Genomic DNA, 15,319 nt, shown 5'->3' on the forward strand with positions numbered 1-15,319 from the left:
ACCTAGGGTGCGACGGAGTGTCGCGAAAACCTAGGAAAGCCTGGCCATTAACCGCGATTTTACGGCGTTGCGCGACCCTTCGAGCTTGAACGCAGCTTTCCGCCGAGCGCGAGATCGCGCCGCGAAATGAGGCCCCGATGAAGTTCGACGACCTGAAGATCTCAACCAAGGTGGCCCTGCCCGCCGTCATCCTGACCGTGGTCGCCCTCGTGATCGTGGGCATGGGCGCATGGCAGGCCCGCAAGGTCGAGGCCAACACCAAGATCCTGGTGGAAAGCCGGGCTCCCGCCGAGCTCGAGGCCGCACGCTTCAACCGTCGCATCTCGACCATCGGCTACGCCGTCTACCGCACGGTGGCCTATGAAGGCTCCTCGCCGGAGGCTCAGGCCGCCAGCGACGAACTGGACAAGGCCTACAAGGAAGGCAAGGGCCGCCTGAAGGACATCAAGCAGGCCGATCCGTCGGCGGCCAAGACGCTGGACGCCTTCGGCGCGCGCCTCGACAAGATCTATTCCAGCGCCCGCAACGGCGCGGACATGGGCCTGCAGGACATCGACGACGCCGCCAAGATGATGCTGGTCGGCATCGATCCGGAGATCGAGGCCCTCGGCAAGGACGTCAGCAAGTTCACCAACGACCACTCGGCCGAGACCAAGCAGATGGTCGACAAGGCTTCCAAGGAAGCCGCGGCCGGCACCGTGTTTTCGATCCTGTTCGGCCTGATCGCCGCCGGCGGCGCCCTGCTGCTGGCCCTGTGGATCGGCTCCAAGAAGATCGCCGCCCCGCTGATCGCCACGTCCAAGACCATGGAAGTCCTGGCCCAGGGTTCGGTCGACGTCGACGTCAAGGGCGCGGACCGCAAGGACGAGGTCGGCGCCATGGCCCGCTCGGTCCAGGTGTTCAAGGACAACGCCGTGGCCCTGCGCACCGCCGAGGCCGCCCAGCAGCGCGCCAGCGCCGAAACGGAAGCCGAGCGCCGCCGCAATGAGGCCGCCCGCGAAGAGACCGCCAAGGAACTCGCCTTCGTCATGGAATCCGTGGCCGGCGGCCTGGCCCGTCTGTCGGACGGTGACCTGACCTACCGCCTCGAGCAGGAATTCCCCGACGCCTACAAGGCCCTGCGCATGGACTTCAACGGCGCCATCACCCAGATGGAAGAGGCGATGCGCACCATCGTCCACGCCGCCAGCAGCATCGGCGCGGGCTCGGACGAGATCGCCTCGGCCGCCGACGACCTGTCGCGCCGCAGCGAGCAGCAGGCCGCCAGCCTGGAAGAAACCGCCGCCGCCCTGGACGAGATCACCGCCACGGTGAAGCGCTCGTCGGCCGGCGCCCTGGAAGCCGCCAAGGTGGTGGGCTCGACCCGCACCGATGCCGAACGCTCCAGCGTCGTGGTCCGCAACGCCGTCGACGCCATGAACCAGATCGAGAAGTCGTCGCAGTCGATCAGCCAGATCATCGGCGTCATCGACGAAATCGCCTTCCAGACCAACCTGCTGGCCCTGAACGCCGGCGTCGAAGCCGCCCGCGCGGGTGAAGCCGGCCGTGGTTTCGCCGTCGTCGCCCAGGAAGTTCGCGCCCTGGCGCAGCGCTCGGCCGACGCGGCCAAGGAGATCAAGACCCTGATCTCGACCTCGTCGCAGCAGGTCAGCCAAGGCGTCAGCATGGTCGGTCAGACCGGTGAGGCCCTGCAGGCCATCGTCGGCAAGGTCGGTGAGATCGACGCCCTGGTCGGCGAGATCGCGGCCTCGGGCCAGGAACAGGCCACCGGCCTCAACCAGGTCAACGCCGCCGTCAACCAGATGGACCAGACCGTCCAGCAGAACGCCGCCATGGTCGAGCAATCGACCGCCGCCTCGCACGCCCTGAAGGGCGAGGCCGGCAACCTGATGCAGATGATCTCGCGCTTCCGCGTCAACGGCAGCGACGTCGCCGCCTCGACCCGCGTCTCGCGTCGTCCCTCGGCCCCGGCGCCCACCGCGTCGCGTCCGGCCGCTCCGGCCCCGAGCCGAGGCCCGTCGCTGGCCAGCTCGACCCATCGCCCAGGCGCCAATCCGGTCGCCGCCGCCCAGGCCAAGCTGGCCAAGGCCGTCGGCGCCTCGTCCAGCGACGACTGGGAAGAGTTCTGATCACCGCCAGCCGGTGTGAGTTTCAGTAAGCGTAGCCCCGTCCAGCCGACGGGGTCCTCCCCTCGAAAGCGACTGGCCCCGTCCTCCTCAAGGCGGGGCCATTTTTCGTTCAGGCGGCGGAACTTCACCGGCGCGCCCGCGCTGCACTGGAAGTCCCCCTGGAACTTCGCCGTGCCTCGCCTGCCCAAAGCCCTCGCCGTCCCGTCCCGTTCGGCCCTGTCGGTCGCCTCCAACGTGGTAGACTGGTTGACCCTGGGCGTACTGGGCGCGGCGACGGTGGCCCTGGCCATCTCGTCACGGCGCGCCAAGCCCGACGCGGTCGAGCGCCTCGAGCCCCAGACCCAGGCCAGCCGCTCGGCCGACCCCGACCGGGCCCTGCGGGAACCCGGCCGAGGCCGCCATGCCGAGACGCCGACCCAGATCCCGCCGCGCGGCTGGAAGGACATCCTCAAGCGTACGGCCAAGGAATTCCGCGACGACAATATCGCCCTGGTCGCCGCCGGCATGACCTTCTACGCCCTGCTGGCCTTCTTCCCCGGCCTGACGGCGTTCGTGGCGCTGTACGGCATGTTCGCCGACGTGGCCGACGCGCGACGGCAGCTGGACGCCCTGGCCGGGGTGCTGCCGCCCGACACTGTCCGCTTCATCGGCGACCAGATGATCCGTGTCGCCGGCGCCCACACCGCCGGCCTGACCTGGACCTTCGTCATCGGCCTGCTGGTCGCGGTCTGGAGCGCCAACGGCGCGGCCAAGGCCTGCTTCCTGGGCCTGAACATCGCCTATGAGGAAACCGAGAAGCGCGGCTTCGTGCGCCTGACCGCCACCACTCTGGCCTTCACGCTGAGCGGCCTGGCCTTCGTGGTCCTGACCCTGGCGGTGAACCTGGCGCCAGAGCTGGGCTGGCTGCGCTGGCCGGCGCTGGTCCTGGCGGTCGGCGTCGGCGTGGCGCTGCTCTACCGCTACGGCCCCAGTCGCGATCCGGCCAAGTGGCGCTGGGTCAGCTGGGGCGCGGGCCTGACCACCCTCATCTGGATCGCGGGCTCGGTCGGCTTCTCGTTCTATCTCGGCAACTTCGCCCACTACGATCGCGCCTACGGCCCCTTGGGCGCGGTGATCGGCTTCATGATGTGGACCTATGTGTCGTCGCTGATCCTGCTGGCCGGCGCGGAACTGAACGCCGAGCTGGAGCACCAGACCGCCCGCGACACCACGGCCGGACCGGCCCTGCCGCTGGGCGTGCGCGGCGCGCAGATGGCCGACACGGTGGGCGCAGCGCAGTAGCTAGCGCGCGGGTCCGCTCTGGGCGACCAGCACGGGCACGGGGCAGCCATCGACGAGGCGGACCACCGCCTTCTCAAGGCGCGCGTTCGGCATCTTGGACAGCGGTTGGGCCGTCAGGGTCTCGGGATGGCCGGCGCGCGACAGCCCGTGGCTATCGCAGCTCACCATCTGCGGGTGGCCCGCGAGGCTCATCGGGGGACGCCGAAGCGGCCGCGTCTTGAACGGCGACGGCGCGGAACGCCGAGCCCGCATCTCTTGCGGGGTCGGCGGGTGGGCGACCTTCGGAAACGGCATCCTCAGCTGATCCACCCGCTGGGTCGGATCGAACGGCTTGCGCTGAAGCACATAACCCTTGTGGCCGACCACGGGCGCGGCGGGAATGTCCACGCCTGGCGCCGCTTGAGGCGCTGCCGGTGCGGCTTGCAGCAGGGCGACCAGGGTCAGGGCGGACAAAAGCATGGCGGGGCTCCCGAGGAACCCCGCCACTCTACGTCCGATTGACCGGACGCCAACATTAACTATCGGACAGGAAGGACCCGCCCGCAGGCCCTTAGGCCTGCATGGTCCAGCCTTCGACGCCCATCGACGCCTGGCGGATCGCTTCCGAACGGGTCGGGTGCGGGTGGCAGGTGCGGGCGATGTCTTCCGACGCGCCGCCGAACTCCATGGCCACGCAGACCTCGGCGATCATGTCGCCGACGTTCGGACCCACGGCGTGGGCGCCCAGGATGCGGTCGGTCTTGGCGTCGGCCAGGATCTTCACGAAGCCATCGCCCTCATGGTTGATCTTGGCGCGGCTGTTGGCCAGGAACGGGAACTTGCCGACCTTGTAGGCGATGCCCGCGGCCTTCAGGTCCTCCTCGGTCTTACCGACCGTGGCGACTTCCGGCTTGGTGTAGATGACGCCCGGAATGATGTCGTAGTTCATGTGGCCGGCCTTGCCCGCGATCAGCTCGATGCAGGCCACGGCCTCGTCCTCGGCCTTGTGGGCCAGCATCGGACCCGAGGTCACGTCGCCGATCACCCAGACGCCGTCGACGCCGGTCTTGTAGTGGTCGTTGGCGATGACGCCGCGCTTGTCCGGCGTGATGCCGACCGATTCCAGGCCCAGGCCTTGCGTGTACGGACGACGGCCGATGGCGACCAGCACGTAGTCGGCCTCAATCGTCGAGGCCGCGCCGCCGGCGACCGGCTCGTGGGTCAGCTTCACGCCCTTGGCGCCGGCTTCAGCGCCGGTGACCTTGGCGCCCAGCTGGAACTTGAAGCCCTGCTTGGTCAGGATCTTCTGGAAGGCGGTCGCGACTTCAGCGTCCGTACCCGGCAGGATGCGGTCCAGATATTCGACGACGGTGACTTCCGCGCCCAGACGGCGCCACACCGAACCCAGCTCCAGGCCGATGACGCCGGCGCCGACCACGACCAGCGACTTGGGCACTTCCGGCAGCGACAGGGCGCCGGTCGAGTCGATGATGCGCTTGTTGTCGATCGTCACGCCGGGCAGCGGGGTCGGCTCCGAGCCGGTGGCGATGACGATGTTCTTGGTCTCGAGCACGGTTTCGGTACCGTCCTCGGCCTTGACCACGACCTTACCGGCGCCGTCGATACGGCCCCAGCCCTTCACGTAGTCGACCTTGTTCTTCTTCATCAGGAACTCGACGCCCTTGGTCAGGGCTTCGACGCTCTCGGCCTTCTGGGCCATCATCTGGGGCAGGTTCAGCTTCGGCTTGACCTCGATGCCCAGCTTGGCGAACTCGCCGCCTGCCGCCGCTTCGTAATATTCCGAGGCGTGCAGCAGGGCCTTCGAGGGCATGCAGCCGACGTTCAGGCAGGTGCCGCCCAGCTTGCCGCGGCCTTCGACGATCGCGGTCTTCAGACCCAGCTGACCGGCGCGGATCGCCGCGTTGTAGCCACCGGGACCGCCACCGATGATGACGACGTCGTACTGAGCCATGGGTCTTTCGCCTTCAGGACGCGCCGAAAGCGGCGCCGGACAAAATATGGGGCCTCGCCGGCCATATTGTCAGACCTCTGGAGGCGCGTGTTCCTTAGAGGTAAGCGGCCCAAAACGGAACCCGCTTTCGACGCTCGCGCCCTTGAAAATCAAGGAGAATGCGAGGTTTCGACAAAGTGGGCCTCCCTTCCCTCGCCCGGGCGATGCAGCCTAACCTGCGCGCCTCTTCGGGGAGACCTCCGCGCCGTGCTGAAATCCGCCTTCCTGGCCCTGGCCATCCTTTGCGCCTCGAGCGCGCCCGTGCTGGCCCAGACGGCCGAGGGCGCGCCCATCGTCATCGGGCGGTCGCTGACGATGGAGTCCAAGATCCTGAGCCAGACCCGGCGCATCAACGTCCACCTGCCCGCCGGCTACGCGACCTCGGGCAAGGCCTATCCGGTGCTGTACCTGCTGGATGGCGGCGAGGCCGAGGACTTCCCGCACATCGCCGGCCTGGCCCAGCTGGGCGAGCTGTCGTGGACCTATCGCGAGATGATCGTGGTCGGCATCGAGGGCATCGATCGCCGCCACGACCTGACCCATCCGACGAGCGACGCCAAGGAGAAGGCCGACTATCCGACGACCGGCGGATCGGCCGCCTATCGCCGCTTCCTCGGGGAGGAGCTCAAGCCGTGGGTCGCCGCCCGCTATCGGACCAGCGGCGAAAGCGCGATCATCGGCGAGAGCCTGGCGGGCCTGTTCGTGGTCGAGACACTGCTCAAGCAGCCGGCCCTGTTCGACGCCTATATCGCCGCCAGCCCCAGCCTTTGGTGGAGCCACCAGGCCCTGGCGCGAGGGGCGGCGGCCGATCTCGCCAAGTGGCCAGCGACGGGCCCGCGCAAGCTGTACCTGACCATCGGCGACGAGGGCTCGACCATGCAGGACGGCGTCGACAAGGTGGTGGCGGCCATCGGCGCGGCCAAGCCGGCCGGCCTGACGCTGATCTATGACCCGATGCATCAGGAACACCACAGCACGGTCTATCACCCGGCCGCGCTGAAGGCGTTCCGCACGGTCTGGCCCGGACCGCGTCCGAACAGTCCGTAGCTTCGCCACAAGCTTGACATCGCATCGCCTGCGGGTCGCCACGGGTCCGTGGCGTCATAGCCTTATGACCTCGCGCGTCCGCCTGCTGTCGGCCCTAGCCGCGCCATTCGCCGCTCTCGCCTTGAGCGCCGGTGGGACGCCCGCGCCGGCGGCCACACAGATCCCGATCGCCAGCGGCAAGGCCGGCGACACCCTGGCGGTGTTCTATTCGGGCGATGGCGGCTGGCGGGCCATCGACCAGCAGGTGGCCCAGCACCTGGCCGACAACGGCGTGCCGACGGTCGGCGTCGACTCGCTCACCTATTTCCGCACCCGGCGCACCGCCGCCGGCGCGGCCCAGGACCTGGCCATCGCGCTTCGGGCGTACGAGGCGACCTGGGGCCGCAAGAACGTGGTGCTGATCGGCTATTCGTTCGGGGCCGACGCCCTGCCGGCGATCATCCCGCAGCTGCCGGCCGATGTCCGCGCCCATGTCAGCCGCCTGGTGCTGATCGGAACCGGACCCAACGGCGACCTGCAGTTCCATCCGGTCAGTTGGCTGAACCTGGCGGCGTCGGACTCCTTCCCGGTGCGGCCGGCGATCGACGCCCTTTCCGGGCTCAAGATGTCGGGAATGAAGGTCACCTGCGTCTATGGCGACCAGGAGCGGGAGGACATCTGCCCCACCCTGCCCGACGCCCGCGTGGCCAAGGTCCGCCTGCCTGGCGACCACCACTTCAACCGCGACTACGCGGCTCTGGCGGCGGCGGTGCTGAAGGCCAGTCTCTAGGCGCTGGAGCCGAAACCTCGCCCTTTCGACAAGCTCAGGGTGAGGTTTCTGTTCGAGCGTCGGCGATCATCCTCACCCTGAGCCTGTCGAAGGGCAAGGACGACGCACAGCCCCTCTAGAGCGGCGCGGCTAGGTCGTACCTGTCGGCCAGCCAGCGGGTGATCGGACGGGCGTCCGACAGGAAGCTCAGCCCGTTGGCCATCTGGATCTCGCCGTGCGGGCCCTCGTCCGGCGCGGCTTGCGCCAGGATCAGGGTCGGGGCGTTCTGGTGCTCTTCGCCCAGGCGCTCGACCAAGGCAGGGCGCGGCTTGGGGTAATCGACGCGGACGATCTCCAGCGCCTCGCGCAGCTGCGGGTACCGCGCCAGATAGCCTTCCATCATCGCGCAGTCGGGGCAGAACCGCTGCTGGCCTTCTTTGTCGAAGCCCATCGGCAGCAGGTAGAGCGTGTCCTTGGCCATGGCGGTCTCCGTAAACGCAAACGGCCCCGGCGTGAACCGGGGCCGCGGGAAGCAGAGCTTCTGTAGGTCTTAGAGGTCCAGCAGCAGGCGCTGCGGATCTTCCAGGGCTTCCTTGACCTTCACGAGGAAGGTCACGGCGCCGGCGCCGTCGACGACGCGGTGGTCGTAGGACAGGGCCAGGTACATCATCGGGCGGATCTCGATCTTGCCGTTGACGACCATGGCGCGTTCCTTGATCGCGTGCATGCCCAGGATGCCCGACTGCGGCGCGTTCAGGATCGGCGTCGACATCAGCGAGCCGTAGATGCCGCCGTTGGTGATCGTGAAGGTGCCGCCCTGCATGTCCTCGATGGACAGCTGGCCGTCGCGAGCCTTCTTGCCCAGGACGCCGATGGCCTTTTCGATCTCGGCCAGGTTCAGCGCGTCGGCGTCACGGACGACCGGAACCACCAGGCCCTTGTCGGTGCCGACGGCGACGCCGATGTCGTAGTGGTTCTTGTAGACGATGTCCGTGCCGTCGATCTCGGCGTTGACGTCCGGGATCGCCTTCAGGGCCGCGACGACGGCCTTGGTGAAGAAGGACATGAAGCCCAGCTTCACGCCGTGGCGCTTTTCGAAGACGTCCTTGTACTGGCTGCGCAGAGCCATCACGGCGCTCATGTCGACCTCGTTGAAGGTCGTCAGCATGGCGGCGGTGTTCTGGGCTTCCTTCAGGCGACGAGCGATCGTCTGACGCAGGCGCGTCATCTTCACGCGCTCTTCGCGCTCGTGCAGCGGACGCGGCGCCGACGGGGCGGCGGCCGGGGCCGGAGCGGCCGAGCGGGCTTCCAGGGCGGCGAGCGCGTCGCCCTTGGTCACGCGACCGTCCTTGCCGGTGCCCGCGACCTTCGACAGGTCCAGGCCCGTCTCGGCGGCGATGCGGGCCGGAGCCGGGCTGACCGGGGCGGCGGCGGGAGCAGCAGCCGGGGCCGGAGCAGCGGCGGGCGCCGGAGCCGGCTTCGGCGCTTCAGCCTTCGGAGCCGGAGCAGCGGCCGGAGCGGCCGAGGCGGTCGCGCCTTCGGTCACCACGCCCAAGACCGTACCCGGAACGACCGTCGCGCCTTCGTCGGCGCCGATGGCCGAGAGCACGCCGTCGGCCGGCGAAGCCACTTCCAGCGAAACCTTGTCGGTTTCCAGCTCGACGAGGATCTCGTCCTTCTTCACGGCCTCGCCGACCTTCTTGGTCCAGCGCGCCACCGTGGCTTCGGTGACGGATTCGCCGAGGGCGGGCGTATTGATGTCGGCCATGGGGCTTTCCGATGTCTCTCTTGTTTGGTCCGGCGAGTATTAAAGACGAAGTCCGACGCTTACGCGAAGGCCTCGTTGAGGAAGGTCTCAAGCTCTTTCAGGTGGCGGCTCATCAAACCGGCGGCCGTGGAGGCCGAGGCGGGACGACCCACGTACTTGGCGCGCTTGGCCTTGATGTCCAGCTTGTCGAGCGTCAGCTCGATCCACGGATCGACGAAGGTCCAGCCACCCATGTTCTTGGGCTCTTCCTGACACCAGATCAGGTCGGCGTTCTTGAATCGACCGAGCACGCCCATCAGCGACTTCATCGGCCACGGATAGAACTGTTCCAGACGCAGCAGGTAGACGTCGTCACGGCCCAGCTTGGCGCGCTGGTCGACCAGGTCGAAGTAGACCTTGCCCGAGCAGACGATGACGCGCTTGATCTGATCGTCGCTCTTCAGCGTGATCCCGCCGACGTCGCAACCAGCCTCGGCGCCGTCCACCATCACGCGGTGGAAGGTCGAGCCTTCGGCGAAGTCGGAGATGTTCGAGACGGCGCGCTTGTGGCGCAGCAGGCTCTTGGGGGCCATGACGATCAGCGGCTTGCGGAACTCGCGGTGCATCTGACGACGCAGGGCGTGGAAGTAGTTCGCCGGCGTCGTGCAGTTGACGACCTGCATGTTGTCTTCCGCGCACGACTGCAGGAAGCGCTCGAGGCGCGCCGAGCTGTGCTCGGGACCCTGGCCTTCGTAGCCGTGCGGCAGCAGCATCACGAGACCGCTCATCCGCAGCCACTTGCGCTCGCCCGAGCTGATGAACTGGTCGATGACCACCTGGGCGCCGTTCACGAAGTCGCCGAACTGGCCTTCCCACAGGGTCAGGGTGTTCGGGTCGGCCAGCGAGAAGCCGTATTCGAAGCCCAGCACCGCCTCTTCCGACAGCGCCGAGTCGATCACTTCATAGTGCGCCTGGCCCGGACGGATGTTGTTGAGCATCGTGTAATGCTCTTCGGTCGTCTGATCGATGACGTCCGAATGGCGCTGGGTGAAGGTGCCGCGCACCGAGTCCTGGCCCGACAGGCGGACCGGGATGCCCTCGTCGAGCAGGGTGGCGAAGGCCAGGTGCTCGGCCGCGCCCCAGTCGATGCCTTCACCCTTCTCGAACGCGTCGCGGCGGTTCTCGATGGCGCGGCGGACGGTCTTGTGGGCGTCGATGCGTTCCGGGATCGTGGTGATCTGACGGCCCAGCTCCAGCAGGCGGGTCTTCGGGAAGGCCGTCTTGCCGCGACGATCCTCGTCGCCCGGCAGGGTCAGGCCGGCCCACTTGCCGTCCAGCCAGTCGGCCTTGTTGGCCTTGTAGGCCTTGCCGGCGTCGAATTCCTGATCGAGGAACTTCTCGAACTCGACGACCCAGCCGTCGGACTCGCCCTGGCTAATGACGCCCTCGCCGATCAGGCGGTTGGCGTACAGTTCACGGGTCGGCGGGTGACCCTTGATCTTCGCGTACATGACCGGCGAGGTCATGGTCGGATCGTCGCCTTCGTTGTGACCGAAGCGACGGTAGCAGACCATGTCGATGACGACGTCCTTGCCGAACTTCTGGCGGTACTCGGTCGCGACCTTCGAGGCGAACACGACCGCTTCCGGGTCGTCGCCGTTCACGTGGAAGATCGGGGCCTCGACCATCAGCGCCATGTCGCTGGGGTACGGCGACGAGCGCGAGTAACGCGGGCTGGTCGTGAAGCCGATCTGGTTGTTGACGATGAAGTGGATGGTGCCGCCCGTGCGGTAGCCGCGCAGGCCCGACAGGGTGAAGCACTCGGCCACCACGCCCTGGCCGGCGAAGGCGGCGTCGCCGTGCAGCAGCAGCGGCAGGACGTGGCCACGGCCGGCGTCCGGCTGCTCGCGCAGGACGAAGGCCTGCTTGGCGCGAGCCTTGCCGATCACGACCGGGTTGACGATTTCCAGGTGCGACGGGTTGGCCGTCAGCGACAGGTGGACCTTGTTGTCGTCGAACTCACGGTCCGAGGAGGCGCCCATGTGATACTTGACGTCGCCCGAGCCCTCGATGTCCGAGGGAACCGACGAGCCGCCTTGGAATTCGTGGAAGATCACGTGGTAGGGCTTGCCCATCACGGCGGCCAGCACGTTCAGGCGGCCACGGTGGGGCATGCCCAGGACGATGTCCTTCACGCCCAGAGCGCCGCCGCGCTTGATGATCTGCTCCATGGCCGGGACCATGGCTTCGCCGCCGTCCAGGCCGAAGCGCTTGGTGCCCGGGAAGCGCTTGTGCAGGAAGCGTTCGAAGCCCTCGGCCTCGATCAGCTTCTTCAGGATCGCGACCTTACCTTCCTTGGAGAAGGTGATTTCCTTGTCGCGGCCCTCGATGCGCTCCTGAAGCCAGGCCTTCTCCGACGGATCGGAGATGTGCATGTACTGCACGCCGACATTGCCGCAGTAGGTGCGACGGACGATCGACAGGATCTCGCGGACCGAAGCGGTCTCCAGGCCCAGCACGAAGTCGAGGAAGATCGGACGGTCGTAGTCGGCCTCGGCGAAGCCGTAGGTCGCCGGATCCAGCTCGCTGGCGTCCTTCGGCGGATCCAGGCCCAGCGGGTCGAGGTTGGCGGCCAGGTGGCCGCGCATCCGGTAGGCTCGGATCATCATGATGGCGCGCAGGCTGTCCAGCGTGGCGGCGCGGACGGCTTCGGCGGAGGAGCCGGGGGCCTTGCCCTCGATCGCCTTGGCGACCTTGGCTTCGACGGCGGGGGCGACGCTGGCCCACTGGCCGTCCAGGGCCGACAGCCAGTCCGGACGGACGCTGGGGACCTTCTTGGGCGTCCAGGCGGGATCTTGCGCCGCGCGCTTAACGCTGTCGGCCTGCTCCTGCAGGCTGGCGAAGAAGGCGTTCCACGAGGGATCGACCGATCCGGGGCTCTCCGCCCACTGGGCGTAGAGGTCTTCCACGAACGCTGCATTGGCGCCGTAGAGGAAGCTGGTCTCGGTCAAGACCTGGTTGATAATGCCTGCGTCGTCCGCCATCGTTTTCGCCTCAGAGCCTGCCCTTTCGGATCCGTCCGAAAGGGACAGCAGGCTCGTTTTTTAGGAGAACGTGGCGGTCGCCGAAACCGGCTTCCACTTTCGACTGCCACGTTCTCGTCCGGTGCTCTACGGGAGCGCTACCGCACACCCCGTAAATATAGTCTCTCAATCACCCGAGCGCCCGTCGCGTTGGCGGGGCCCAGGTGATTTTTTCGGATCGTCGACTGGCGGTCGCAAAAAACCTGGGCCCCGCGCGAGGCGGGGTTTCGGTGTCTTTTAGTTAGCCCTTCAGGACTTCAAGCAGGGTCTCGCCCAGCTTGGCCGGCGAAGGCGAGACACGGATGCCCGCCTCTTCCATCGCCGCGATCTTGTCCTCGGCGCCGCCCTTGCCGCCCGACACGATCGCGCCGGCGTGGCCCATGTGACGACCAGGAGGAGCCGTACGACCGGCGATGAAGCCGACCATGGGCTTCTTGCGGCCGCGCTTGGCTTCGTCCTTCAGGAACTGGGCCGCTTCTTCTTCGGCCGAGCCGCCGATTTCACCGATCATGACGATCGACTTGGTGGCTTCGTCGGCCAGGAACAGTTCCAGCACGTCGATGAACTCGGTGCCCTTGACCGGGTCGCCGCCGATGCCGACGGCCGTCGTCTGGCCAAGGCCCGCGTTGGTCGTCTGGAACACGGCTTCGTACGTCAGGGTGCCCGAACGCGACACGACGCCGACCGAGCCTTCCGAGAAGATGCCGCCCGGCATGATGCCGATCTTGCACTGGTTGGGCGTCAGGACGCCCGGGCAGTTCGGGCCGATCAGGCGCGAACGCGAACCGGCCAGAGCCTTCTTCACCTTGACCATGTCCAGCACCGGGATGCCTTCGGTGATGCAGATGATCAGCGGGATCTCGGCGTCGATGGCTTCCAGGATCGAGTCGGCCGCGAAGGGCGGCGGGACGTAGATCACCGAGGCGTCGGCGCCGGTGCGGTCCTTGGCTTCGGCGACGGTGTTGAACACCGGCAGACCGATGTGGGTCTGGCCGCCCTTACCGGGCGTGACGCCGCCGACCATCTTGGTGCCGTAGGCGATGGCCTGTTCCGAGTGGAAGGTGCCTTGAGCGCCGGTGATGCCCTGGCAGATGACCTTGGTGTGCGAACCGATCAGAACCGACATTAACGGGCGCCCTTCACAGCGGCGACGATCTTCTCGGCGCCGTCAGACAGATCGTTGGCGGCGATGACGTTCAGGCCGCTTTCCGAGATGATTTTCTTGCCGAGTTCGACGTTGGTGCCTTCCAGGCGGACGACCAGCGGAACCTGGAGACCGACTTCCTTCACGGCGGCGATGACGCCTTCAGCGATGATGTCGCAGCGCATGATGCCGCCGAAGATGTTGACCAGGATGCCCTTCACGGCCGGATCGGCGGTGATGATCTTGAAGGCCGCGGTGACCTTCTCCTTCGAAGCGCCGCCGCCGACATCCAGGAAGTTGGCCGGCTCGGCGCCGTACAGCTTGATGATGTCCATGGTGGCCATGGCCAGGCCAGCGCCGTTGACCATGCAGCCGATTTCGCCGTCGAGGGCGATATAGGCCAGGTCGTACTTCGAGGCTTCGATTTCCTTGGGGTCTTCTTCGCTCTCGTCGCGCAGCGCCTTGATGTCCGGGTGACGGAACAGGCTGTTGCCGTCGAACGACAGCTTGGCGTCGAGGACGCGCAGGTGATCATCCGCCGTCACGATCAGCGGGTTGATCTCCAGCATGGCCATGTCCTTGGCCATGAACGCCGTATAGAGCTGGTTCAGCAGCGTGGCGGCTTCCTTGGCGAGACCACCGGTCAGGCCCAGGGCGTTGGCCAGGGCGCGCTGGTGGGTCGGCCACACGCCGGTCGCCGGGTCGATGGTGAAGGTGTGGATCTTCTCCGGGGTCGCGTGGGCGACCTCTTCGATGTCCATGCCGCCTTCGGTCGAAGCGACCACCGAGACCTTGCTCGAAGCGCGGTCAACCAGCAGCGACAGGTAGAATTCCTTGGCGATCGCCGCGCCTTCTTCGATGTAGAGGCGGTTGACCTGCTTGCCCTTGGGGCCCGTCTGGTGGGTCACCAGCACGCGGCCGAGCATTTCCTCGGCGTTGGTGCGGACGTCCTCGACCGACTTGACGACGCGGACGCCGCCCTTGGCGTCGGGGCCCAGGCCCTCGAACTTGCCCTTGCCACGGCCACCGGCGTGGATCTGGCTCTTCACGACGAAGACGGGCGTGCCGAGCTTTTCGGCGGCTTCCGCGGCTTCGGCGGGCGTGTAGGCGGCGAAGCCGCGCGGCACGGGAGCGCCGAACTCGGCGAGTACGGCTTTGGCTTGATGTTCGTGGATGTTCATGTGGGCCCGGTCTCGACGACGGCTTTCTGAAATGTGGCCGGGTTATAGGAGCGCTATTTCGCAGGCGCAACCGCGTGAGGGCGATAAGGTGAAGGCTTGCGCGCTTATCTTATCGGTTGGGACGCTCGCGCCAGCCAATCTGGGGCGCCCTGGCAAGGGAAACCCTTGACGTAGCGTGATTGTTACCGGTCACACCCTTTGCCGTGAAAACGGGCGCCACCGGTGTCGAGACCGCCGTTATCTTTGGCGCCCGGGGTCTTTGAAGAAGATCAGGATCAATGACAACGTTGCCACCGCGTCCCGATCCTTCGAGCCCTTCGGCGGCAGATAGGCCGTCGGCTGCAGACCGCTGATGTCCACCGCGCCCACGTCCACGCCGTCCTTGCTGAACACATAGCCCAGCACCTGGCCGCCGCCGATCGGCATTCCGCCGACTTGCTCGGTGCGCGCCCGGATGCTCACGCCGCCGAAGCGCAGCTCGCCCGCGCGCTGCGGCTGCTGCAGGCTTTTCATGAAGCTGGAGCCCCGCGCCTGAGCCAGCCCGAAGGTCGCGTCCGAGCCCGCGCCCGGCCCGGAAAGCGTGCAGACGAACTGCAGCTTGTCGCGGTCGAAGGTGATCCAGCCCAGGCCCAGACGGCTCTGGCCGCCGCCGCAGGCGACCTCGACGGGTCCCAGGCCCGGACCGTTGATCGTCATCTCGACGCTGGCCTTGTCGCCCTCGAAGATGCCGGTGACCGAGCTCTTGCTGCTCTTCACCGTGGCGTTGCCGTCGTACTCACCCAGCTGGAAGCCAGGTCGGAACAGGCTGGGGCCCTTCTTGCCGGACAGCTTGACCTTCTCGGTCCCGGGCGGCGCGGCGGCCTGGGCGGGAAGAGCCAACGTCAGGCCGACGGCGAGCGAAAGTGCGATAGTAACGGATTTCATGGCGAGCCCCACCCCCACTATGTCGCGGCGGAGCTTGCCATGTAT

12 protein-coding genes are annotated in these 15,319 nt (G+C 67.3%); 4 read left to right on the forward strand and 8 right to left on the reverse strand.

Features of this window, described 5'->3' with window-relative positions; genetic code table 11:
• Positions 1-137 precede the first annotated feature (137 nt).
• On the forward strand, positions 138-2,129 hold the full coding sequence (locus tag AC07NN_RS16085; RefSeq protein WP_494642906.1) for a methyl-accepting chemotaxis protein: 1,992 nt from the start codon (positions 138-140) through the stop codon (positions 2,127-2,129).
• A gap of 171 nt (positions 2,130-2,300) precedes the next feature.
• On the forward strand, positions 2,301-3,410 hold the full coding sequence (locus AC07NN_RS16090) for a YihY/virulence factor BrkB family protein (RefSeq protein ID WP_494642911.1): 1,110 nt from the start codon (positions 2,301-2,303) through the stop codon (positions 3,408-3,410).
• Here the strand turns inward: AC07NN_RS16090 and AC07NN_RS16095 are convergent, their stop codons facing one another.
• Positions 3,411-3,869 carry a hypothetical protein gene (locus tag AC07NN_RS16095; RefSeq protein ID WP_494642914.1) on the reverse strand — a complete coding sequence of 153 codons (459 nt, stop codon included), beginning with the start codon at positions 3,867-3,869 and terminating at the stop codon, positions 3,411-3,413.
• A 91-nt stretch (positions 3,870-3,960) separates the two neighbouring features.
• Positions 3,961-5,361, reverse strand: coding sequence for a dihydrolipoyl dehydrogenase (gene lpdA, locus AC07NN_RS16100; protein WP_494642917.1), 1,401 nt, complete (start codon positions 5,359-5,361; stop codon positions 3,961-3,963).
• Positions 5,362-5,607: 246 nt separating this feature from the next.
• Here lpdA and AC07NN_RS16105 point away from each other — a divergent pair, with 246 nt between their 5' ends.
• Both AC07NN_RS16105 and AC07NN_RS16110 read left to right on the forward strand, forming a co-directional pair.
• Positions 5,608-6,447 (forward strand): alpha/beta hydrolase, encoded by an 840-nt coding sequence (locus tag AC07NN_RS16105; RefSeq protein WP_494642920.1) that lies wholly within the window; start codon positions 5,608-5,610, stop codon positions 6,445-6,447.
• Between the two features lie 64 nt (positions 6,448-6,511).
• A complete protein-coding gene (locus AC07NN_RS16110) occupies positions 6,512-7,216 on the forward strand; it encodes an AcvB/VirJ family lysyl-phosphatidylglycerol hydrolase (RefSeq protein WP_494642924.1) in 705 nt (234 codons plus the stop codon).
• A gap of 115 nt (positions 7,217-7,331) precedes the next feature.
• On the opposite strand, the gene AC07NN_RS16115 is transcribed toward AC07NN_RS16110, so the two are convergent.
• From AC07NN_RS16115 to AC07NN_RS16140, 6 genes are all read right to left on the reverse strand, one after another.
• A complete protein-coding gene (locus AC07NN_RS16115; RefSeq protein ID WP_494642926.1) occupies positions 7,332-7,676 on the reverse strand; it encodes a DUF3088 family protein in 345 nt (114 codons plus the stop codon).
• A 69-nt stretch (positions 7,677-7,745) separates the two neighbouring features.
• The gene (odhB, locus tag AC07NN_RS16120) at positions 7,746-8,963 is read right to left on the reverse strand and encodes a 2-oxoglutarate dehydrogenase complex dihydrolipoyllysine-residue succinyltransferase (protein ID WP_494642928.1); all 1,218 of its coding nucleotides are present in this window, start codon (positions 8,961-8,963) and stop codon (positions 7,746-7,748) included.
• Between the two features lie 59 nt (positions 8,964-9,022).
• A complete protein-coding gene (locus AC07NN_RS16125) occupies positions 9,023-11,986 on the reverse strand; it encodes a 2-oxoglutarate dehydrogenase E1 component (protein ID WP_494642930.1) in 2,964 nt (987 codons plus the stop codon).
• 280 nt (positions 11,987-12,266) lie between these two features.
• A complete protein-coding gene (sucD, locus tag AC07NN_RS16130; RefSeq protein ID WP_492919711.1) occupies positions 12,267-13,151 on the reverse strand; it encodes a succinate--CoA ligase subunit alpha in 885 nt (294 codons plus the stop codon).
• Positions 13,151-14,350 (reverse strand): ADP-forming succinate--CoA ligase subunit beta, encoded by a 1,200-nt coding sequence (sucC, locus tag AC07NN_RS16135; protein WP_494642933.1) that lies wholly within the window; start codon positions 14,348-14,350, stop codon positions 13,151-13,153. Before sucC ends, sucD begins: the two co-directional genes overlap by 1 nt.
• A gap of 237 nt (positions 14,351-14,587) precedes the next feature.
• Positions 14,588-15,274 (reverse strand): hypothetical protein, encoded by a 687-nt coding sequence (locus AC07NN_RS16140; protein WP_494642935.1) that lies wholly within the window; start codon positions 15,272-15,274, stop codon positions 14,588-14,590.
• Positions 15,275-15,319: the final 45 nt, after the last annotated feature.

This window comes from Caulobacter sp. GW821-FHT09H08 (assembly GCF_059415885.1).